The organism is Paraburkholderia terrae (assembly GCF_002902925.1).
Classification (GTDB): Bacteria; Pseudomonadota; Gammaproteobacteria; order Burkholderiales; family Burkholderiaceae; genus Paraburkholderia; species Paraburkholderia terrae.
The window spans coordinates 2,541,309-2,563,505 of sequence record NZ_CP026112.1; the positions used below are offsets into that span (position 1 = coordinate 2,541,309).

17 protein-coding genes and 1 pseudogene are annotated in these 22,197 nt (G+C 60.3%); 8 read left to right on the forward strand and 10 right to left on the reverse strand.

From position 1 onward, the window contains the following. The first annotated feature begins 412 nt into the window (after window positions 1-412). On the forward strand, window positions 413-1,162 hold the full coding sequence (locus C2L65_RS27725) for a response regulator transcription factor (protein WP_103254583.1): 750 nt from the start codon (window positions 413-415) through the stop codon (window positions 1,160-1,162). On the opposite strand, the gene C2L65_RS27730 is transcribed toward C2L65_RS27725, so the two are convergent. Next, on the reverse strand, window positions 1,104-2,903 hold the full coding sequence (locus tag C2L65_RS27730; protein ID WP_042317302.1) for a hybrid sensor histidine kinase/response regulator: 1,800 nt from the start codon (window positions 2,901-2,903) through the stop codon (window positions 1,104-1,106). The genes C2L65_RS27725 and C2L65_RS27730 overlap by 59 nt on opposite strands. 626 nt (window positions 2,904-3,529) lie before the next feature. Here C2L65_RS27730 and C2L65_RS27735 point away from each other — a divergent pair. Together C2L65_RS27735 and C2L65_RS27745 are read left to right on the forward strand one after the other, a co-directional pair. Then, window positions 3,530-3,799: a DUF4148 domain-containing protein gene (locus tag C2L65_RS27735; RefSeq protein WP_042317300.1), complete on the forward strand. Its 270-nt coding sequence runs from the start codon at window positions 3,530-3,532 to the stop codon at window positions 3,797-3,799. 691 nt (window positions 3,800-4,490) lie between these two features. Next, a complete protein-coding gene (locus C2L65_RS27745; RefSeq protein WP_042317304.1) occupies window positions 4,491-5,183 on the forward strand; it encodes an alpha/beta hydrolase family protein in 693 nt (230 codons plus the stop codon). Window positions 5,184-5,692: 509 nt separating this feature from the next. Here C2L65_RS27745 and C2L65_RS27750 read toward each other — a convergent pair. Then, complete coding sequence (locus tag C2L65_RS27750) at window positions 5,693-7,138, reverse strand: IS1182 family transposase (protein ID WP_042317376.1); 1,446 nt, start codon at window positions 7,136-7,138, stop codon at window positions 5,693-5,695. 311 nt (window positions 7,139-7,449) lie between these two features. On the opposite strand from C2L65_RS27750, the gene C2L65_RS27755 reads away from it, so the two are divergent. After that, the gene (locus C2L65_RS27755; protein WP_042309821.1) at window positions 7,450-8,187 is read left to right on the forward strand and encodes an SEL1-like repeat protein; all 738 of its coding nucleotides are present in this window, start codon (window positions 7,450-7,452) and stop codon (window positions 8,185-8,187) included. 136 nt (window positions 8,188-8,323) lie between these two features. On the opposite strand, the pseudogene C2L65_RS27760 reads toward C2L65_RS27755, so the two are convergent. Together C2L65_RS27760 and C2L65_RS27765 are read right to left on the reverse strand one after the other, a co-directional pair. Beyond that, window positions 8,324-9,350: pseudogene (locus C2L65_RS27760) on the reverse strand (IS5 family transposase). 236 nt (window positions 9,351-9,586) lie between these two features. Next, the gene (locus C2L65_RS27765) at window positions 9,587-10,549 is read right to left on the reverse strand and encodes a GlxA family transcriptional regulator (protein WP_042309824.1); all 963 of its coding nucleotides are present in this window, start codon (window positions 10,547-10,549) and stop codon (window positions 9,587-9,589) included. 110 nt (window positions 10,550-10,659) lie between these two features. Between C2L65_RS27765 and C2L65_RS27770 the strand changes: the two genes are divergently transcribed. Together C2L65_RS27770 and C2L65_RS27775 are read left to right on the forward strand one after the other, a co-directional pair. Then, on the forward strand, window positions 10,660-10,962 hold the full coding sequence (locus tag C2L65_RS27770; protein WP_042309826.1) for a putative quinol monooxygenase: 303 nt from the start codon (window positions 10,660-10,662) through the stop codon (window positions 10,960-10,962). Between the two features lie 164 nt (window positions 10,963-11,126). Further along, window positions 11,127-11,426, forward strand: a complete 300-nt coding sequence (locus C2L65_RS27775; RefSeq protein ID WP_007589537.1) for a DUF1330 domain-containing protein — start codon at window positions 11,127-11,129, stop codon at window positions 11,424-11,426. Window positions 11,427-11,563: 137 nt separating this feature from the next. Here the strand turns inward: C2L65_RS27775 and C2L65_RS46225 are convergent, their stop codons facing one another. After that, window positions 11,564-11,716, reverse strand: a complete 153-nt coding sequence (locus C2L65_RS46225; RefSeq protein WP_167450352.1) for a hypothetical protein — start codon at window positions 11,714-11,716, stop codon at window positions 11,564-11,566. Between the two features lie 408 nt (window positions 11,717-12,124). Here C2L65_RS46225 and C2L65_RS27780 point away from each other — a divergent pair, with 408 nt between their 5' ends. Continuing rightward, window positions 12,125-12,718 (forward strand): IMPACT family protein, encoded by a 594-nt coding sequence (locus C2L65_RS27780; protein WP_042309828.1) that lies wholly within the window; start codon window positions 12,125-12,127, stop codon window positions 12,716-12,718. A gap of 70 nt (window positions 12,719-12,788) precedes the next feature. Here C2L65_RS27780 and C2L65_RS27785 read toward each other — a convergent pair whose 3' ends face one another. The 5 genes from C2L65_RS27785 to C2L65_RS27805 all read right to left on the reverse strand — a co-directional run bounded on the left by C2L65_RS27785 (window position 12,789) and on the right by C2L65_RS27805 (window position 19,762). Continuing rightward, window positions 12,789-14,456 carry a GMC family oxidoreductase gene (locus C2L65_RS27785; RefSeq protein WP_042309830.1) on the reverse strand — a complete coding sequence of 556 codons (1,668 nt, stop codon included), beginning with the start codon at window positions 14,454-14,456 and terminating at the stop codon, window positions 12,789-12,791. 56 nt (window positions 14,457-14,512) lie between these two features. After that, window positions 14,513-15,730 carry a mandelate racemase/muconate lactonizing enzyme family protein gene (locus C2L65_RS27790; protein WP_042309832.1) on the reverse strand — a complete coding sequence of 406 codons (1,218 nt, stop codon included), beginning with the start codon at window positions 15,728-15,730 and terminating at the stop codon, window positions 14,513-14,515. After that, a complete protein-coding gene (locus C2L65_RS27795) occupies window positions 15,731-17,050 on the reverse strand; it encodes an MFS transporter (RefSeq protein ID WP_042309833.1) in 1,320 nt (439 codons plus the stop codon). A gap of 154 nt (window positions 17,051-17,204) precedes the next feature. After that, window positions 17,205-18,629 (reverse strand): aldehyde dehydrogenase, encoded by a 1,425-nt coding sequence (gene aldA / locus C2L65_RS27800; protein ID WP_042309835.1) that lies wholly within the window; start codon window positions 18,627-18,629, stop codon window positions 17,205-17,207. Between the two features lie 389 nt (window positions 18,630-19,018). Continuing rightward, on the reverse strand, window positions 19,019-19,762 hold the full coding sequence (locus tag C2L65_RS27805; RefSeq protein WP_042309837.1) for an H-NS histone family protein: 744 nt from the start codon (window positions 19,760-19,762) through the stop codon (window positions 19,019-19,021). A 350-nt stretch (window positions 19,763-20,112) separates the two neighbouring features. Between C2L65_RS27805 and C2L65_RS27810 the strand changes: the two genes are divergently transcribed. Continuing rightward, entirely contained in the window at window positions 20,113-22,128 is a 2,016-nt protein-coding gene (locus C2L65_RS27810) for a bifunctional DedA family/phosphatase PAP2 family protein (RefSeq protein ID WP_042309839.1), read from the forward strand. Window positions 22,129-22,197: the final 69 nt, after the last annotated feature.

Sequence of the window (22,197 nt, forward strand, 5' to 3'; positions counted from 1 at the left end):
CCGTCTGGTGGGTTTCCCGTCTGTTTGTGGCATTGCTGTGTCATTACGCACAAGTGCCGTTTCGAAGACCGAAACAGATCGGTCAAATTCGTCGGCCGCGAATGGCCGCTGTCGAGAAAGTCGAATGCTCCTTGCCGACCCCTTGCGGCCCCCTGCTCCCGCGCGACCTAAACGGTTCCTTTCAAGGTCCTCCAGCCGTTCGCCCATCAGGTCAAGCGGTGAGTGTCGAGTGACGGGCGAAACCGCCACTTTCGAGGCAACGCCACATGGGTCAGCCGCCACCGTCCCGTCCGTGACATAGGGGCCCTGCGTGTACTATTCGTGTTGAACACAGCGGACGACTGCTACGGATGTAGCATCATCAGCAGTGTCATTGCAGTTCGCTTCGAAAGCGGTCCCGGGAGACGATGTGATGCGCGTACTGATCGTCGATGATCACGAGCTGTTCAGAGCCGGATTGGCGCTGCTGCTGAGAGAGCTGTTTCCGAGCATCGAGTTGCTGCACGCGAGTACGTTGTCGCAGGGCATGCATCATGCGCTCGGCGAGTTCCTGAACATCGTTTTTCTCGATCTCGATCTTCCCGATGGTCACGGTTGCGACGCGCTTGCCGAATTGAAGGAGTTGCGACCGTCGTTACCGGTGATTGTGATATCGGCGGACGAGAGTGTGGAAACCATCAGTCGATGCATCGAACTGCGCGCCATGGGATACGTACCCAAGTCGTCGCCTCCCGAAGCGCTTCATGCAGCGATAAGCGCGGTGCTTGCCGGGGGCGTGTTCCTGCCCGCCGCCAGCATCGCACGGCTCAGGTGCGACATGGGCACGGACGAGGCTCCGGTAAGTGGACCTGGGCGCGCACAGCCGAGCTGTAATTCGGAAATGAGCAGCGCATCCGAGCTGGGACTCACGCCGAGAGAGTTCGAAACGTTGGCGTGGCTGGTGCGCGGGCTTCCGTCCAAGGCGATTGCGCTGAGAATGGGGCTCGAAGACATTACGGTACGAAAATACATCAGTCATTTGCTCGCGCATTTCAATCTGCGGCGCCGTACGGAACTCATCGTCATGCTGGCGGATAAAGGGATCAAACTCGGCGTCCCGCCAGTCACGGATCCCGCACATGATCGAAGCCCGTCGGCCGTTGGGCACCAACGAACCGACTGACTTCAGCGAGCGTGCTTTCCGGTGCGGAAGACTTCCGCAACAGCACGAACGGCTCGGCGAAATCGCGAAGTGCGTGCGGAGACACCAGTTCGCCAGTGATGAATGCGACGGGAAGCACGCCCGCCCAGGCGAAATGCTGCCTGATCCGTTCGGCAACCTCAATGCCAGTCGGCCCGTCGCGCAGCCGGATATCGGTGACAATGATGTCGGGTGCGCGGCCATCGTCGGCGAGAATTGCTTCGAATCCCGCCATTGACCCGGCGGTATCCACCAGTGCGCCAGCACTGTGGAACAACCGGCGCAGGCCTTCGAGAACGGTTGGTTCGTCGTCACAAAGCAGGATGTACTTGTCCTTGAGGACCGACTTGCACGCGCTGTCCTTTCGATCGTCCGTCTCGTCGACCGGCGTCATTTTCGATATCGGCGCGTACAGGGAAAAGCGCGATCCGCGCCCTTCGACCGACCAGAAACGCATACTGTGCTTCGGCAGAATCCCGACAACCCGATGGACGATCGACAGCCCAAGTCCCAGGCCTTTCGAACGATCGCGACCAGGATTGTTAATCTGATAGTACTCGGCGAATATCGCATCCCGATGCACGGCGGGGATACCGACACCCGTGTCCCATACATCGATGCGAAGCCGCTCCCCGATCTCCACCCAGCCGACGACGACTCCCCCCGCCGACGTGTTCTTGATCGCATTCGATATGAGATTGGACAATGCCCGCTTGAACAGGGAGCGGTCACTTTCAATGGGAGGCGGGCGGCGCCGACGCACGCTGGTTCGGTATTCAATGCCCCGCGTCCTTGCCGATTCAAGGTATTGCTCGAAAACCTCCGTCAGCACGGTCTGCATATCGACTGGCGCCACGTGCGGGACGTATGAGCCCAGTTCGCTATAGTCCTGAATATCCTTGAACATGTCGAGAATGTCGCGTGCCGTTTCCTCGATGACGTCGAGATCATGGCTTGCGGCCTGTTCGCCTTCGATTTTTATCCGCGCGCTGCGGATGAAGAGGTTTATCGCAGCGAGTGGCTGCTGGATGTCGTGATACGCCGATGAGAAGAACCGCTCTTTCTCCCTGACGAGGTCTTGCATGCGTAGGTTCTGTTCGTTGACTGCGCGTGACGCCGCTTCGACGCGCGCCTTGGCCGCGCGCAAGGTGCGCCGATACATGAATTCGCGCCTCGCGGCACGTTCCAGCGGAATGCTGACTAGCAAACCGACGATATACATCATCGGCACCATCGTGGCATGCGCAATCACCGACTCCACGCGCACCTCGACGCTCTGGCCACTGGGCTTGAGATAGAGCATGACAAGGTAACTGACGACGCATAGCCCGATCAGCCACGCCGCCGTGATTACTCGAAGCCGGAAGGCCATGAATATCATGAAAAGGGCAAACGTCAGGATCGGGTACGCTTCCCGCCAGGCCAGGTCGCCCGGATAGATCTGTACCATTCTCAGGACCGCGAACCAGCAACCGATCGTCCAGACACTGAGCAGCCCGACGGCCCAGCACTCGTCGAGTGCGCGTGGGCTCCACAACAGCACGGGCACCGTCATGCCGATCGTCCCGGTGATTCTCAGGAAAATGAGTTCTTTGTGGTGCAGATGGGAGGGATCGAGTACGTCTAATCGCCCGAAGTCGTGGATGGAAAACACGACCCACAACGCGGTGAAGATTGTGATGGCGAGCCTCCGCTGTCCGAAGAAGCGCCGCGCGTAGTCCATCCGGAACGCGTGCTCCTGAGCCGCCGATCTGAACCTGCGTATTGCGACGCCAGACAATCTCATAAGGCTGCTTCAACAGGAAAGCCGCCGTGGGCGGATAGTGCGCGACGTCGAGAGGCTGTATCGGCGCACCACGGGTTAGACAGGTCCCCACCGAACGTGGCTAACGGAGTAAGACGGCACATTCCGGCGAAAGCGGTGCCGGTGGTCATGGGCGCACAACACCATCGTGCGTAACCACATAAAAACAGAATAACAGGTCGCCATTTCTACGATCAGCCACAAATGTATCAACTACGGGATGTGTCCTTGCCTGCACTGGAAGGTTCAGCAAGGCACTCCGCCATCATTGAAGGCGAATAGCTGATACGTCACCGGGATGGGCCAGCGGGAGTGCATACAACTTTCGTCTGCGTTGCTGGTCCGTCGCCTACGCATGTGCGTTGTGACGGTGTTTCGCCTGACCAACAATGAATATGACAGCAACGCTGGAAAGGCATTCGTCGAGTGCATCCAGATCGGTTGATCGTTGCAACGAGCCGAACCTGTCTCTGTTCGTGCGAAGACTGCTGTCGGTTGGCGAAAGATGCACAGGCCGATCTCTTAAACTCCGAGGGAGTACTCCCATGAAACTTTATCAATCGATCACCGTCTGTCTTGCCCTGATAGCTGGAGTCGCAGCAGACGGATGCTTCGCCCAAACGGCGATCAACCAGCAGGGGGCGGTAACGGATGGCAATGCCCCGCAGGTTTCAGAGGTCGCGGTTCCGGCCGTCACACTGGCACCCTCCGTGCCCGTTGGAAAAACACGCGCGCAAGTGATGCGCGAGCTGGAAGATTTTCAGAAAAATGGCGGCCCAGCCCTGATGCTTGATATTTACCGAGGCGGCGGCTAATGAAGCGTCGTGAGCCAGAAGGGCGTTTCGACCATCGAATGGTTGTCGGCGTGTTCCGATACAGCCGACATTGCAGGACTACGGTCCGGCCAATTGCTAAAAACTACCTCGTGGGCTGGACGCGACCGACGTCGGCGGTCCTCTGACAGTCGACCTCCGCTGCGGATCGACCTCGACCCAATCGACATTCCAGTAAGAAGACCTTCGACACCGGAAGCTTCGCCGATTGCCTGATTGACCGGGACGGCCGATGAATTGCTGGATCGAGTCTGCACCTGAATGTCCGCTACCAGGGGGATTGCGACGTTTGAATGTCCACGTGAATGCACAGACGAACGGCCGCAGATGGCCGAACCCAGAACTTTTTGCAGCCGGACATGCTCTTCCAGAGAGCCAGATAAATGAACTGCCCTTCGAGAACTTCCTTTGACGCTGATTGCAGTGTCGTAACAGCTCGCTGACAATGATGCAGGCGTGCTATTACGCAAATGTCGCGGATCACGTTGCGGTCCGGCTTGCGGTCGTCAACCGACACATCGCGACTGCGGCGCCGTTCACGATGGGCGCGCTCCATGGATCGGCCGGCAAACTCCACCTGCGCAATGCCTTGCCGGAGGCCGCCACAAACGCTCCCCGATGCCTCATTGATGCAGAATCGGCGCAAAGGCCATAACGACACGACCTGAAGATGATGGACGACCCAGAATCGCTTTCCCTGGCACTGCCCGACGGCTCTAAGGTCTCTGCGCTCCTCCGAGTGCCGGAGGACGCGCGAGCGCTATATGTCTTCGCGCACGGTGCCGGCGCGGGCATGCAGCACGCCGGCATGTCGTCATTGGCCGACGCGCTTGCGGCGGCCAATGTCGCCACCTTGCGCTACCAGTTTCCGTACATGGAGCGGGGCTCCAAGCGGGTGGACTCGCCGGCCGTGGCACACGCTGCCGTGCAGGCAGCCGTCGCAGAGGCTCGCCGGCGGCTGCCAGCCCTGCCGCTCTTCGCGGGCGGCAGGTCGTTCGGCGGCCGCATGACGTCCCAGACCCAAGCCATCTCCCCGCTCGACGGCGTGCGTGGCCTCGCTTTCGTCGCGTTCCCGCTGCACCCGGCGGGCGCGCCCGGCGTGGAGCGGGCACGGCACCTGGCGGAGATCACGGTGCCGATTCTCTTCCTCCAGGGCACGCGCGACAAGCTGGCCGAGCTTCACCTGCTGAGGTCCGTCGTCGAGACGCTGGGGCCACGCGCCACGCTGCATGTAGTGGACGACGCAGATCATTCGTTCCACGTGCGCGCGTCCTCCGGCCAGACCGACGCGGAGGTCGTGCTCGAACTAGCGCGGACGATGTCGGAGTGGTTCTTCGCCGAAGGCGAGTTCGTGCGCGTTACCTGAGCAAGCGCAGGATTGCTTGTAGCAGAGTCGGGACGGGGATCCGGCGAACTCGCCGTGCTGCACTCGCCTGCTCAATCCCTTCGCTATCCGCAGATGGTCTGTCGCATAGCCACGATAAGCGACGCCTGTCGCGTCGGCGGCGTTTTCCCAGTGCCGAGTGAGTGAATTTGTCAGATCCGCTTGCGATGATCTCGCCCCCGGAAATCGCGGAGGGCCATCTGCTTTGATTTGGCCGGCGCCGATCCGTGAGCGACCGCATAGGGTTGCGGCCGAAACCAGATGGCGGAGCGTCGAACAACGCGCATTGGCCGGTCACTGCCCGACGCGGTCGCCCGAAACCGACCCAGGCTGTGTGGAAACCTGATGGAATTCCAATGCGATGCATGACTGCTGCCCCCCAGCGGCGCATTTGGCTGCCTTTGCGGTCATCACGGCGACGACGAGGAAGTGAGCCTCTGAGATGTCTTTTGGACGAGCTTTAGCGCTTTGTTTCAGGAACTACGGGTTGCTCAAACACCTACCTGCCGCATTGCCTTCATCGTCTTCTTGAAGCCCAGGATTCTTAGCACTCGAGCGAGATTGTAGGCGAGTACGTTCAAACTCATCTCGGTACCTACGTTGGGCAACCTGCGCATCAGGAAGTGCGTATAGCCCATCCAATGCTTGAACGTTCCGAAGACATGTTCGACGGTTCGCCTGCGCACTGTCATCGCGTCAGGTGTCTTGTCCAGCCGGCGTTGAACTGCTTCCAGCACTGACTCATGCTCCCATCGACTTATCCGTCGCTGGTCGCTCGGAGTGCACTTTGGCTTCATCGCGCATTGCGAACAGGCGCTACTCCAGTAACGATGTAGCTGTAATCCGTGTTCCTCGCTGGTGTAACGGTAAATTGCCCGTTCTCCAGCTGGGCATTGGTATTCGTCGTCCCGCGCAATGTAGATGAAGTCTGCCTTGTCGAATCGGCCATGGTGCTTCGCACCTGATGTTGTCGGCTTCGGTAGCATGACCGCAATCCCCGCATCGGCGCACTCCTTGATCTGAAGCCCACTGTAGTAGCCGCGATCGGCGACTGCCCGCAGTCTGGTCTTGCCCATCGCGTCGCGCGCAGCTCTTGCCATGGGGCTAAGCTGCGCCCGGTCGCTGCCAGAGTTTGTGACCTCGTGAGCGACAATAAGGTGGTGTTTTGCGTCTACTGCTACCTGTACGTTGTAGCCCACCATTCCTGAGCCTTTGCCGCTAGTCGCCATGGAGCGTGCATCAGGATCGGTCATCGAGAGCTGACCGTCCGGCTCAGTTTTGAGTTGCTCCTTGATCTGCTCGAGGTTTCGCATCTGTTCGCGCAAGCGCTCGATCTTGTCCTTCAGACGGGTCGTCTTTGCTTCCAGCTCTGCGGGTTGCGTGCGATCTGCGGTCTCCAGCGCATTCAGATACCGCTGGATGCTCTCCTCGATCTGCTTCTGGCGCTTTTCAACCTTCCCTTCGGTGAAATTGCGATCGCGTGTATTGACTGCCTTGAACTTGCTGCCGTCAATGGCGACCAGTGCTTGCGAGAACAGCTTCAGCTCACGGCACAGCATCACGAAACGGCGACACACGTTACGAATGCCAATGCCGTTGTCACGCCGAAAGTCAGCTATGGTCTTGAAATCCGGCGCCAACCGTCCCGTGAGCCACATCAATTCAACGTTGCGCTGGCATTCACGTTCCAGGCGGCGGCTCGACTGGACCCGATTCAGGTAGCCGTAGATATAGATCTTCAGCAGTACGCCCGGATGATAGGACGGGCGACCTGTAGTCGACGGCTTCGCGCCATCGAATCCTAGTGATGCAAGTTCAAGCTCTTCAACAAATGCCTCGATGATTCTGACCGGGTTGTCCTCTGCGACGAAGTCATCCAGGCACTCCGGAAGCAATGTCACCTGCTTGCGATCTTCACCTTCTATGAATCGCTTCATCCGGTCACCCATGCTGAATGAGTTAATCCAGTTTAGGTGATCAGCGTGTTTTCACACAAGCTCGACCCTCTCCGGCCGCTCGAGCCTGCGAAAGGGAATTGGCGGCTTCCAAGGTAAAAGCGTAGATTGTCAATTATCACTGCCCCCCGTGCGACAACTATCATGGCCGGTCCGTGATTAGCCACATTAAGGTTGCCCCGCAGCACACGGAGCCTCTTGGTGGACCTGCCGGCTCGTCACTTCAGGTCCGAGTTCGGGAAAATATGTGACCCCGTTTCCCGTTTCTGCTCACCCTGAGATTAGGAGAAGGCATGCGTATCTACTTTCAGAGCACATCGATCCCGACACGGGCCGCCGATCGGCTCAAATACCGCCTTTCGCTAAAGGAATCCCAGGCGCGACAGGTGACCTCCGAGGTCTTCGGCTATAAAGACTGGGCCGACCTCCACAGCAAGCTGGGCACCAAAGCAGCCTCCGCGCTCGATGAGGCATGTGACGGCGCGACAGTAACCGAGAGGCGCGTATATCAGGCGTCGCAATTGGCCGCATCGTTAGTTGATCTTCACGGTGAATCCGCGGACGACTTTGTCCGATGGTGGCGACCATCGGCCGCCCATGCGCAAGAAGAGTACGGGGACCAGACACAAACGCCGTTCGCAGGCTCAAAGGCTGATCTGAGTTTCCAGGACGCGCTGAGCACGCTGGCACACGCCGCCCACGATCCCGTTGGCCACTTCGAACTAGCGCTCATCGCTGGCATACACGGAACGAAAAATGAGAGCTCGTTGAGGTTTGTAGAATCGCTTGCTGATGAGTTGCTAAGCGGCAACCGAACCCGAGAGCCGGAAGTGGCCCGTCACCTCCTCGAGGCTTTGGCGGCGCGAGGGATGCCCCGGTCAATACTTAACCTCGCGACGAGTTTGACGCTTGGCGACGGTGGCCCAAAAGACGAAAACAGAGCCGCTGATTTGCTCAAGCAGCTGGCTGAATCTGCTTCAACTCCCGATGAGCTGAAGCGGATTGCCGAATCGCGCCTGGCAGGCCGTTGAAATACCCATCGATCGGATTCAGGCCGATCTCGCAGATGACATGAATTCGCGCAACGACACCGAGATTTTGTTGCGTGGCGCCGGATTCAGCGCTGGCATCCGTCCGGCGAGCGCATTTCCCGACCGATTTCTTGCATTACGCGCCCTCTGGACGCGCAAATCCCAACGTTCGCAGTCGCGTCAGGTTGTAGGCTGCCATCTTCAGTGTGAGCAACTGATCGACTTTCTCCAGCCCCCGCACCATCACCTGTCGGCTTGGCACGATCTGCTTACCCCAGCCGAAGCACTGTTCAATGCATTTCGTTTGCACTGGCTCAGCGCATAGCCGGGGTGTCACGTTGTCCTGCCGTCGATGGCACTTCCGCCCGTTCGCTTGGTATTACGAGCGACGTGCGGCGTTACATTGTATTCACGGCAAGCCTTCACAAATCCACGTGTGTCGTACGCCTTGTCCGCACCCACCGTAATCCGCACGCCCGAACCCGATACATCCCGTAGCATGTCCGCCGCCACTTCGCGTTCCGCCCGGCCATTCGCTTCGCTGGCCTGAACGTTCACCACCAACCCATGCCGGTTGTCCGTCAGCACATGGCCCAGATAACTCGGCAAGGCTGGCGCGGCATGGCTCTTGCGATAGAGCCGACCTTCTCCGTCACTCTTCGACTCATGCGTTTCGTTGCTGCGCGATTCGCCATGCCAGTTGCCCGGGGCGGGCGATCATCGTCCCCGCCATCCTTCCGGCGGATGCTCTTGTGGCTAGCCCACGCATGAATCATGGTGCCGTCGACGCTGAAATGCTCGCCCGACAGCAAGCCGCGTTTATGTGCCGTTTCCACTGTCGCGTTGAACAGGTCGGTCACCGCGTCCTCAATCGACAGGCCGACGAACCAGCAGGTTGTACGAAATCTGCTCGACCAGTTGTCGCTCACTTCGGATGCTGTACAGCACTTGAAGCAGCATTGCCCGCATCAGTTTCTCCGGCGCAATGCTCGGACGGCCGCCTTTGATGTCCGCTTCGTACATGGCCGAGAACTTCGTATCCATCTTCGACAGCGCCTTGTTCATCCACGTCCGGATCGGGCGCAGCGGATAAGTCTGCGGTACGAACTCCTCCAGTCTCACGGTGCTGAACAGGGATTCGTGTAGCTGTGGGTGCCTCGCATGCGCTCTTCGTGTCTCTGGATCGGATGGCTATGTCGTGGCGGATCGGCGAGGGTATTTCAACGGCGTGCTAAGGCGCTCGCTCCGTTCGGCGCTCGACCTCGGTGTGGCCCTGCATGGCCAGACACGGTAGCTTCCATGTTCGTTTGGTGCCTTGCTCGAGCACCGTGGCCTGGGTGTCACGCATCGCGATGATCTTGCCGCGACGCATCTGACCGTCGCGGCCTCTTCGACCAGGTTAGAGCATCGCACGCAGATCGCGCACGCTCCGTCCAAGCTTGCGACGAAGTAGCCCTCGCAGAGTCACACCGTCGGCGTAGCCCACTTGCTCGGCCACCCGATCGACGCTTTCGTGACTCGTCTGGAGCAGATGCACCGCGTGCTCGACGCGTAAGTCCTGGAAGAACCCGAGGGGCGTCTTGCCGAGCGTGCTCTGCAGGCGCCGCGCCAGGGTGCGCTCGCTCGTTCCGACCGCAGCCGCAGCGTCGGCGAGATTAAAGCCCTTCGAAAGATTGCGACGCGCCCATCGCTCGAAGCGCTCGACCAAAGGGTCGGCGTGCGCCAGGTGATCGGGGATGGCGTAAGCGGCCTGCGATGCGCGCGAATCGACCAGCAGGTAGCGAGCCGTGAGCGCTGCAAGTGCGGGGCTTCGACGCCTCACGAGCCCAAGCGCCAGGTCGACGTGTGCCAGGGCTGCTCCGGCTGTGACGAACGGCGCTGAGACGATGAGCATGCGTGAGTCGTCAAGCGACACCTGCGGATACCGACGGCGAAACAGCGGCGCGAGCCACCACGATGTTGTTGCCGTGTGTCCGTTCAGAAGTCCCGTCTCCGCGAGCAGTAAGGTCGCCGTGCAGGCGGCGCCGATCCACACCTCGTCGTTGGCCTTGGCGACCATCGCTGCCTTGATGTCGCGTAACTCTGGCTGCTCGAGTGCGGCCTCAATGGCATCAGGCGTCACCGGTCCAAGGGCAGGCGTGACGATCGCGTCCGGCCGAGACTGCCGGTCGATGGACTGCACTGGAACGATGAGTCCATTGGCGGTTCGAACGCGTCGTCGGACGCCAACCATCGTGACGTTCAGAGGCGCAGGTGAAGGGTCCAGCATTGGGGCGAGCTGGTTTGCGTAGTTCAACGTGTCCACGATTGCCGAGAGCCCGAAGTCCGCGACGCCGTTGATAGCAATAACATGAATGTCCATGGCAGGAACTATATCAAAAAAGGCAAATTTGCCACTTATTGTGAACCACCAAGCTCTCTAAAGTACAGGCTTCTTACACACATTCCCGCATACGGGACGAAAGGAAAATCATGATCAAGCTCGCAATCCTCGCGACGATGGAAGCCAAGCCGGGTAAGGAAGAGGCCGTCGCCGAATTCCTAGCTGGCGCTAAGGGGCTCGTGGAAAAGGAGGCGTTCACCGTCACCTGGTTCGCGATCCGCACCGGCAAGTCGACGTTTGCCATCTTCGACGCGTTCGACAACGAAGCCGGCCGCAATGGTCACCTGACCGGTCAAGCCGCCGCGGCTCTGATGGCTTCCGCCAAGGATCTCTTCGTTCGCGATCCGGTCATCGAAAAGGCGGATCTGCTCGCCTTCAAGCTGCCCGCGTAATGGGCATGGCAGCGTGACGGAAACGGCAACAGTGCCGATGAAGCATGCCGCCTAGAGTTAGCTCACTGGAACGCGCCTTTTCTGGCGCGAAAGCCGGTGATGGTTCGCTCGACCAGGCAGTGTGTGCCTCGTTGAGAAATTTCACTTAATAACAGAGGTAAACTATGAGTGCTTATCTGATCTTCGTCGTGCATAGTGCTCACGACAAAGCATTGCTCCAGAAATATCGCGATGAAGCGATCCCGGTCGTTAAGAGTCAGGGCGTGAAATTCTTTGCCGGGCCCGTCATCAGCGCTGCGCTGGAAAATGGCCCCGTGGACTCCAGCGTTGTCCTCGAGTTCCCGACCGTCGAAGATGCGCAAGCTTGGTACAAATCCCCTGAGTACGCACCCCTCAAGGCAATGCGTCAGGCCGCGGCCACGAGCACCACATTCATCGTGGAGTCGTGGCCCGAAGGGCTCTAACTTCCAGGTCCGACCGACACGGCTGTCGTCATGCCCCAGCTCGAGGTTAGCTGATCGGCAGCATCGCTACGGCGCTCGTATGTGGGGCGCCGTAGCGCACCTGTCGGCGGACCGGAGCGGCCGCTCACGGACTCCGGTTAGGGGCGTAGAAAGTCTCGGGTGTCGTCTGCGCCGGCGGCCAGCCAGTCGCCATAAGCGCCGGCACGCAGAATCACGACCATGCGCTTTTCTTCGCCAGGGCGGTGATAGTTTTGAAAAAGAGAGTGCTGATCTGCATTGATCGTCAGCATTGTGTAGCTCTCATGCCACTGGCCCGCTGTATCTCTGTATCTGTCTCACAGACCTGCGATGCCCAGCGGCACGCCGTCTACGTGGGAAAAGCGTGTAGCCACGGCACTTCCGCTGCGCCAGTCCGGTTAACTCAGGCGGAGCGCCTTATGCAGCAATGGTCTCAGCGATGCCGCAGTTCGCTCAATGAAGTGAAGAATGACGGATCACCGGATGAGGAGTCCGGCATCGCCCCAGCCAGAGCTAGATCCGCCATGCGTTGCATTATCGGCTCGCGCGGCGAAGGCGTCATCACACAAGTTAACAAGAGACTCTTTCCGGATGCGTCAAAATAGCGGCAACCCGACCGCTCAGGCACATCCGCTAAGATAGCGCCCTGACCGCACCCGAACCGACCGACGCCTGCCGCCTTGCCGACCTTCACTCTCCCCTCAGCGCTGCAGGCGGAACTCGACATCCGCAAAAGCCGCTTCATCGCCTACGCGATTCCCGTCGCCGACCGCGACGCCGCGATGGAAGAACTGCGCCGCCTGCGCGAAGAACATCCCACGGCCACGCATGTCTGCTGGGCGCTGCTGGCGGGCGGCCAGTCGGGCATGTCCGATGACGGCGAGCCGTCCGGCACGGCGGGACGTCCGATACTCGAAGTGCTGCGTCACCACGATCTGGACGGCGTGCTGGCCGCTGTCGTGCGCTATTACGGCGGCGTGAAGCTCGGCGCGGGCGGCCTCGTGCGCGCCTACACCGACGCGATCGCCACCGCGCTGCAGGACGCGCCGCGCGTCGAGCGGATCGCGCTTGCGTCCTTGCCCGTCGAAATCGGCTATCCCGACGAAGCCCGCGTGCGACGCTGGATCGAACAGGAAAACTATGCGCTCGAAGCGAGCGCGTACGACATGAACGTGCAACTGACGATCCGCATGCCCGTCACGGCCGTCGACGCCGCGCGCGAAGCCTTGCGCGACATGACGCAAGGCCGCGCGGTTTTCCCCGAAAACACCTGAGCGAATCAAAACAAAACGGCCGCGTGCCGGAAAATGCTCCATGCACGCGGCCGCTGTGAAAGACGGGCAATCAATGCGCCGCTGCAAACGCCTTCGCCGATTCCTTCGCTTGCGAACCTGCCGCTGCCAGCGCGTCTTCGAGAATCATCTCGGCGCCCTTCTCCGCGACCATCATCGTCGGCGCGTTGATATTACCTGACGTGATGTTCGGGAAGATCGACGCATCGACGATCCGCAAGCCCAACATGCCATGCACGCGCAGACGCTCGTCGACGACCGAGTTGCCGTCATCCGGCCCCATCGCGCATGAACCGCACAGGTGATAGATCGAACCCGACTGCTCGCGGAAGTACTGCAGGAAGGCGTCGCGATCGTTCACCTGAGGGCCAGGCGAAATCTCTTCGACAGTAATGTCCTTGAGCGCCGCCGTCGACATGATCTTGCGCACCAGCTCGCAGCCTTCAATGGCTTCGTCGATATCCTTTTGCGTCGTCAGCGCGTTGATGCGAATCTTCGCGGCATCTTCCGCACGATCCGACGCGATCTGGATCGAACCGCGGCTACTCGGACGACACGGATTGAAGCACAGCAGAAAGCCCGAATACGGTTCCGGTTCGAGACTCGCCTTGTTGCTCTTCGGAATGCGATATGACAGCGGATTGAAATAGAGCTGCAGATTCGGCAATGCCTCTTTCTCGCTGCTTCTGAAGAAGCCACCGGCCTGATTCACGCTCATCGCAAGCGGGCCTTTGCGCGTCAGCAGGTATTGCAAGCCGAGCTTGAGCTTGCCCAGCAACGGGCGCATTTCGTCATTCAGCGTCTTCACGTTCGAGCGATAGTAGAAGCTCACGCAAAGATGATCCTGCAGGTTCTGCCCGACAGCAGGCAAATGATGCACGAGGGGAACGCGATGTTCTGCAAGCAGCGCGCTATCGCCGACACCCGACAGTTGCAGCAGCTTCGGCGTATCGACGGCACCCGCCGAAAGAATCACTTCCCGCTTCGCAGTGAAATGGCGCGAACTGCCGTTCTGCTTGACGACGACGCCTGTCGCGCGCCGGTTCGCGTCGAACAGCACCTGCGTGACGAGTACTTCACGCTCGACCGTCAGGTTCTTGCGATTGAGCACTGGGTGCAAGTACTCGAAACTGCTCGATGAACGCTGGCCATTGCGCGTGTTCACGTCGTAAATGCCCGCGCCTTCGAACTGCGCGCCATTGAAGTCGTCAGTGCGCTTGTAGCCCGCCTGCTCGCAGCCCTTGATGAACACGTGACAAATGGGGTGTGCGTCATCCTTCATCGGCGAAATGCCGATCGGGCCGTTCGCGCCGTGATACTCGGTGTTGCCGAGCGGATGCGATTCGAGCTTGCGGAAATACGGCAGTACGTCGCGATACGACCAGCCCTTGTTGCCCGCTTCCGCCCAGTCGTCGTAATCCTGCGCCTGGCCACGCACGTAGATCATTGCGTTGATTGAACCGGAGCCGCCCTGCACCTTGCCGCGCGGGCAATACAGCGAGCGGTTGTCGAGTTCCTTCTCCGGCTCGCTGTAGTACATCCAGTTGTAGGTTTCGTTGTAGTACGTCTTCGTGAAACCGACTGGAATCTTGAACCAGAACGAATCGTCGGCTTTGCCTGCTTCGAGCAGCAGTACCGAGTACTGGCCCGACGCCGACAGCCGGTTGGCGAGAATGCAGCCCGCAGATCCCGCTCCGACGATGATGTAGTCGTAATTCATGTTCTATTCGCCCGCAGGCGTCCAATACGTGGAATACGTTAGGCCTGTTCGCGCACTCAGCCTTTGGCGGGCGCGAGATCCTTCACGTCGGCGGGCTTCGACGCCATCTGCAGATGCAGACGATCGCCCTTATACGGCGTGTGCTGATTGACTACTTCCATGTTCAGTTCGACGCCGAGGCCCGGTTCCGTAGAGGGAATGATGTAGCCGTCTTCCCAGCGAATCGGCGACTTCAGCACTTCGGCATGGAAACCGCCCCACGTGCCGATGCTTTCCTGAATCAGGAAGTTGGGCGTGCAGGTTGCAAGCTGAATGCTCGCGGCGGCGCCGACCGGACCGTTGTAGAGGTGCGGCGCGATCTGCGCGTAATAGACCTCGGCGAGCGTGGCCACTTTCTTCGCTTCGAGCAGGCCGCCGACGCGCGCCACGTTCAGTTGCAGAATCGATGCGCCGCCCGCTTCCAGCAGCTTGTGGAACTCGTACTTCGTGGTGAGGCGCTCGCCGGCCGAAATCGGAATGCTCGTGTGCCGCGCAACTTCGGCCATGGCGTCATGCTGTCCCGGCGGCACAGGTTCTTCAAACCACAGCGGGTCGTATTTTTCGAGGCGCTTCGCAAGACGGATCGCAGACGCCGGCACCATTTGCCCATGCGTGCCGAACAGCAGATCGGCCTTGCTGCCCACGGCTTCGCGCACCTTGCGGCAGAACGTTTCGCAACGATCCATCACTTCGAGCGACAGATGATGACCCGAGTAAGCCGTATAAGGGCCAGCAGGATCGAACTTCACCGCCGTAAAGCCGCGCTTGACGTTTTCCGCCGCGCATTCGGCCGCGAGATCGGGATCGTCGTAGTCGTATTCGCCGCGACGGTTCTTCGGATACAGATACGTGTACGAACGCAGGCGCTCATGCACGCGGCCGCCCAGCAGTTCGTACACGGGCTTGTTCGCCGCCTTGCCGATGATGTCCCAGCACGCCATTTCGAGGCCGCTCACCACGCCCATCATCGTCAGATCGGGGCGCTGCGTGAAGCCGCTCGAATACGCTTCGCGCCACAGACGTTCGACGTGGTGCGGGTCCTTGTCGAGCAGATAACGCGTGAACACGTCGTCGATGATGGGCGCCATCGCATTCGGATGAAACGTGGCCGAATAGATTTCGCCGACGCCTTCAATGCCGCAATCCGTCTTCAGCTTGACGAAGATCCAGTACATGCCGCCGATATGCGGCGGCGGCACGGCGACGATATGCGTTTCGAGCGAGACGACTTTCATTTACGCTTCCTTCCTGTTAAGCATATTGCGCAGCACGAGGCCCGCGAAACCGCCGACGGCGGACACGGCGGCCACGTAGCCGAAGTACATTTGATAGCCATGCACGCCCGGATAGTTCTGCGTCAGATATCCGTTGATGAGCGGCAGGAAAACATCGGGCGAATAGCCGAGTACTGAAATCAGGCCAATCGCGAGGCCCATGGTTTCGACGGGTACGTTGCAGCGGTCGAGCAGCGACCAGTACAGACCGCGAATCGCATACGTCAGCACGCCGATGAAGAGCACGATAAACACCAGCAACACATGGCTGCTGATCTGCGGCGCGGCGATCAGGCCGACCAGAGAAAGCGACGCGAGAAAGAGCGCGATGATCAGCACGGTCACTTTCGAAAAGCGGTCGCCGAGAACGCCGCCGCCAATGCCGCCGATGGGACGCATCCACAGCTTGAGCGTCGTGATCGTGCCCGCCATCACCACCGACAAGCCAATCTCGCCTTCATGCAGATACGCGGAGAAGCTGTAGGTCGCCCAGAACACCTGATAGCCGCAGAACACGATCGCCGCGACGAGCCACAGTTCGGGAATCTTCGCGAGCGTGATCAGATCGGCGATCACGTTGCTGCGTTTGGCCGCTTGCGCGCGGCTCGATCGCTCCGCTTTCGACGACGGATCTTTCACCAGTGCGAGCACTACGCCGAGGCCAATGCACAGGAACGCGTACATGTACACCACGACCCTGAAGCCAACAGCGGCCGGTTCGCCCTTCGTCTGCGTGAGCCATGCAAACAGCGTGATGGCGATCGTCGCGAGCATCGCTTCGATCAGCCCACGGCCACCGTCGAGGAAACCGAAGAAGCGGCCCTGCTCGTCAGCGCCCGCGATCATCGACACGCGCTTGATAACGGCCGCCCAGAACGTCAGCCCCGTCGACAGGCCCCAGCCGCCGAAGATCATCAGCAGCAGATTGAACGACGGCGCCGTCGAATACACCAGGCCGAGCAGGCCAGTCGCCACGAGCGAGAAGCTGATCAGCAGGCGCGGCGCGATGCGGTCCGCGAGCCAGCCGCTCGGCAGGTAGCTCAGCAGGAAGATCGTGCCGAGCATCGAATACAGATAGCCGAGTTGGCTTTCGCTGATGTGGAAAACTTCCAGCATCGTCGGCTGATAGACCTGGCGCAGATAGAGAATCGGATAAATCGCGCCGGCCGCGATGACGAGCAGCAACAGTTGCACATAGCGCTGTGCCTTGTTGCCGGATTGGTCGGTCGCGTTGGCGGAACGGCGCGTCGAAGCGTCCGTCTGAAGAGGTTGGCTTGCCACTGAAATGCTCCTAAGAGACGCGCAAGGAGCACAGCATGCGCCGTGACCGTCGTGTCTCCGTTACTTTGTTATGAATGCAGCGTGTGCTTTTTATAGTTAAAAAAGAGAGCGCATCCCACATTGCTTTTCGCACGCGGAATGCGCCCTGACAGGATCAGTACTTCATGACGACCAGACGCGTCTGCGTGAATTCGAGCATGCCGTGCTTGCCGTCGTCGCCGCCGAGACCCGAGCGTTTCCAGCCTGCGTGAAAGCCTTGGTACGGGTCGGCAGGCGTGCGGTTCACGTAGAGTTCGCCCGCTTCGATGTTGTTCGCGACTTTCATCGTCGTGCGGTAGTTCTCGGTGTAAAGCACCGACGACAGACCGAACTGGTGGTCGTTGGCCATCTGCAGCGCTTCGTCGAGCGTGCTGTAGCGCACGACGGGCATGATCGGGCCGAACGTTTCTTCCTGGATGATCTCCATGTCCTGACGGCAGTTCGTCAGCAACGTGGCCGGATAGAAGAAGCCCTTGCCTTCGGGAATCGCGCCGCCCGTTTCGAGCGTTGCGCCATTGGCCACCGCGCGCTGGACCATCGCGTGAATCGACTGGCGCGAGGCTTCGTTGACGAGCGGACCCATCAAGGAAGCATCCGTGCTGCGATCGCCGCTCTTCACTGCGCTCATGTGCTTTTTCAGCAGCGCGACGAACTGGTCATGCACGCTTTCGTGTACGTAGACGCGCTCGATAGCCGTGCAAAGCTGGCCGCAGTGCGTCGTCTTCGAGCCGACGAGTTCGCGCGCGGCCTTTTCCAGATCGGCATCCGGCTCGATGATGGCAGGCGTCTTGCCGCCCAGCTCGAGTGACGGCTTCGCAATGTTCTCTTTGCAATAGTCGAGCACCTTGCGACCGGCGCCGACGCTGCCCGTCAGCGTAATCATGCCGACCGCGGGATGCGTGCAGACGGCTTCGGCGGTTGCGTGGCTCATCGCGAGAATGTTGACGACGCCCGGCGGCAATTCGGCGCGAATCACGGCCTTGGCGATTTCGAATGCGGAACTGGGCGTGTTATTGCTCGGCCGCACCACCACCGTATTACCCGCGATCAACGCCGGCGCGATTTTGCGCATGAACGTATAGACGGGGTAATTGAACGGGATCAGGCATGCGACGACGCCGATCGGCTCGCGATGCATCACGAGGTTCTCGTCGGGCGTGTCGCTGGGAATGACTTCGCCTTCGATACGGCGCGCCCACTCGGCGTGATAGCGCGTGATCTGGCCGGCGTAGATGGCTTCGTTGGTCGCGTCGGCGACGCTCTTGCCCGATTCCAGCGCGAGCGCCGCGCCGATGGCGGGCGCGCAGTCGGTCAATGCGTCGGCGAGCTTGTGCAGATACGTTGCGCGCTCCGCAGCGGGCAGCTTGCGCCAGCTCTTTTGCGCGGCGGCGGCAGCGGCGACGGCTGCTACAGCCTCTTCGCGGGACGCACCCGATACCTGGGCAATCAGCGCCTCGGTAGCGGGGTTATAGACGGAGATGAGTTCGTCCGTTGCGGGTTCGACAAACTGGCCGCCAACGAAATTCCGGTCGAGTCGCATGGTGTTTTACCTGGTGACGCGTGCGCGAAGCACGTTGCCGGCGGCGAGTTAGAGCAAGGCGAAACATGCAGCCGGCGCATGACCCGGATTCTTCTCTGCGGCCTTATGGCGCGCAAGCGAGTATTTCGACCGTCAAACATTCATAAAACTCATGTTTGTAGGGCGATATGACGTGTACGTGAACGAATCGCCAGAGGATGCGGCGGATATGTGGAAATGCGTCTTTTGAGGAAGCGCAAGGAGAGCGCCAAGGCAGCGAATCCGCCTTCGCGCGAGCCGGCATTGCGCCGGCTGCGAGTGAATGGCGCGGCGACCTGAGCGCCGCGCGTGGGAACGGTTCGGCAGGATGCCGCCGAACCGGAATTACATACAAGCCGTTTCGAAGCGGATCAAGCCTCGCCCGTTGCGGACGTCGGCGTCTGCACCGTCACGGGTGTTTCGACGACGGGCGCAACGCTTTTCACGGGTGCCTTCTTTGCGGCTGCCTTTTTCGCCGGCGCCTTGCTTGCGCCGGTTTTCTTTGCGGCGGCTTTCTTCGCAATTACGCGCTTGCCGGCAGTCGGCGCGGCAGACTTCGCGGCAACCTTCTTAGCGGCAGTCTTCTTGACGGCGGCCTTCTTCGCGGCAACTTTCTTTACAGCAGCTTTTGCGCCTGCCGATGCCTTTTTCGCAACCTTGCGGCCCGCCGACTTCGCCGTTACAGCTTTCTTCGCGACGGCTTTCTTCGCCGCCGTTTTCTTCGTAGCTGCCTTTGCAGTCACCGCGGGTTCTGCTGCAGCCGCAGCAGCATCGATCAGAAACTTGCTACGGTCTTTCACATCTTTGATCCATGCCGGCGGTCGAGCGTGACCGCTCCACGTTGCACCCGTCTTGGGATCGCGATACTTGGGCGGCATTTTGCCTTTCACGGCCGATGCGATTCCGGCCTTGCCGCTGCTGACGCCAAGACGCACTTTGCGCTCGCGTTCACGCCGTGCTTTTGCGCGACGCTCGATATCTTCCGTTGTGAGACCGTGCTTGATCATCAGTTCCCGGATCTGGTCCAACGCACCTTGCGCGCGTTTAGCCAGGAGCGTTTCAGCCTGCGTCTGCAGTTTCTTTATACGTGCCTGGATGATTTCCAATGTAGCCATTATTGCCTCCCTTTGAATTGCATAGGCGGACTATGCCACGGAATTGCTTAGAAGCGCTATGGTTTTAAAGCTTGAGTAAGAAAACCGTTGTCCATCGATACGCCATTTCTCTTAAGCCTCGCATAAGACTCGTCACACGCAATTGCGGAAGCGGCTTTTGACATTGGATTGCATCCCGCGAGAATAATGACCCACTCTCAGACGTTAATTCCTTGGACTGCCAATTGCTGCATGGCCGCACGCCTGCGCCCAACAGGAGGACACTGATAAACTTTCAGCGTCCCTTTCCTTTGCGCTCGCATGCGCGTCACCGTGCTCATTGATAGCCGCAACGACACCTGGAGATATTGATGGAGCACGCGTACGTCCAGCTGCTGCACCTGCTCGCAGGCCACACTGCGTGGACGCTGGTCGTGGTGTTTCTTGCTGCGTTTCTCGAAGCCGTCGCGATCATCGGCACCTTCGTGCCGGGCAGCACGGCAATGTTCATTGCAGGCGCGCTGGTCGGCACGGGCACGCTGAATCTCGGCTGGCTCTTTGCGAGCGCGATTGTGGGCGCCGTGGCGGGCGACGGTATGAGCTACTGGTTCGGCCGTCGTTATAAAGACACGATCAGCAGGCTCTGGCCGTTCAGCACGCATCCGGGTTTGCTCGAAAGCGGCCAGAAGTATTTCGACAAGCATGGCGCGAAGAGCGTCGTATTTGCGCGCTTCGCTGCACCGCTGCGCGCGATCGTCCCCGTCGTCGCGGGCATGCTCGAAATGCCGCCCATGCGCTTCTATGCAATGAACGTGCTGTCCGCGTTGCTATGGGCGCCCGCGCACATTCTTCCCGGCGTCGTATTCGGCGCGTCGATCCAGCTGGCGGGCGCGGTGTCCTTCCGTCTCGTCGCGGCGCTGGCGATCGTCGTAGCAATCGTATGGCTTTGCTTCTGGGTGATGCGCGTGGTCGTCTCGCACGCACGCGCATGGGCCGGCGCGTCGCGCAGCGGCCTCGTGAAGTGGGCGCGTGATCACGAAGCGCCGTATGGAAAGCTGGTCTATCGGATCGTCGATCCTGAGCGCGCGGCTATCGGCCTGCTGGTCGGCATTTCGGTGTTCGTGCTGGTGTGCGCGGGCATCTTCTTTGGCGTCATGCAGGACGTCGTATCGGGCGATCCGCTCGTGCAGGTCGACATGTCGTTCTATCGCTTCCTGCAATCCGCGCAGGCGCCGTGGATCGGTGAAGCGCTTGCGCGCGCCTCGACGCTCGGCAGCATTCCGACGCTCGCCGCGCTGGTCATTGCGTCGACCATCATGATCGCCTTCGAGAAACGCTGGCGCATGCTTATCTATTGGCTCATCGCAGTGATCTTCTCGCAGGTGCTGATCTTCGCGATCCAGGTAATCGTGCCGCACGCGCCGCCCGCCGCCGCGCCATCCGACCTCTATGCGTTTCCCAGCAATCACGTCGCTGCGAGCGTCACGGTGTATGGCTTTCTCGCGTTCGTCGTGGCACGCCGCGTCGGTCTGGTGACGGGTATCGCCGTCACTGCGCTCGCGAGCCTGATCGTGATCACCGTCGCATTCGCGGGCCTGTCTTCCGGGCGCTTCGCGTTCTCCGATGCCGTGGGCGGCGCAGCATTCGCGGCCATGTGGGTCGCTGTCGTCGCGTTGACGGCCGTATGGCGGCATCCGGAAACGCCGCCTTCGCGCGAATACATGCCCGCCGTTCTGCTGGCCGTGCTGTGCGCGAGCGTCGGTCTGCAGATCGCCTTGGGACATCAGCCGGACGCAGCGCCGCAGGTGCGCCAGCGGCCACCCGTGGTCGTCACGCAGGCGCAATGGACGGATTCGCTGTGGAAGCAGTTTCCCTGCTATCGCTCCGACATGAAGGGCGACCGGCGCGAGCCGATCACCGTGCAATGGACAGCCGACCGGCAGCAGATCGTCGCGCAACTAAGCAGCAGAGGTTGGCTCGAAGGCACGCGTTTCAATGCGCGCAGCCTGTTCTCGCTCGTGTCGCCCGACGTGCCCGTGATGGATCTGCCCGTGCTGCCCAAGCTCAACGACGGCGTACCGTCGACCCTCGTCTTCAGCCGTCAGCGCGCGCGCACCGACGAACGCGACGTACTGCGTTTCTGGCGCACGGGCTATGCCGTTGCGCGTCGCGACGGCACGGCGCCCACGCCGATCTGGCTCGGCTCGCTGGTGCATGAGCGTCTGCTGCGCCCTTCGTGGCCCTTCAATGTGCTGCGCACCGACAGACAACTAGATCCGCTCATTTCCCCAAAATCGGTTAACGGTGAGTGGCGAGAACTCGAACTGTCGAGCAGCATGGGATGCACCGACATTCCCGTCACGCTGATCGCATCCACCGAACGTTAAGGCATTTAGACCGCTTGTATCGGTTCTGCGGCCGCTTGCTAAGCACGCGGCACCTTCAGCCGTGCAACA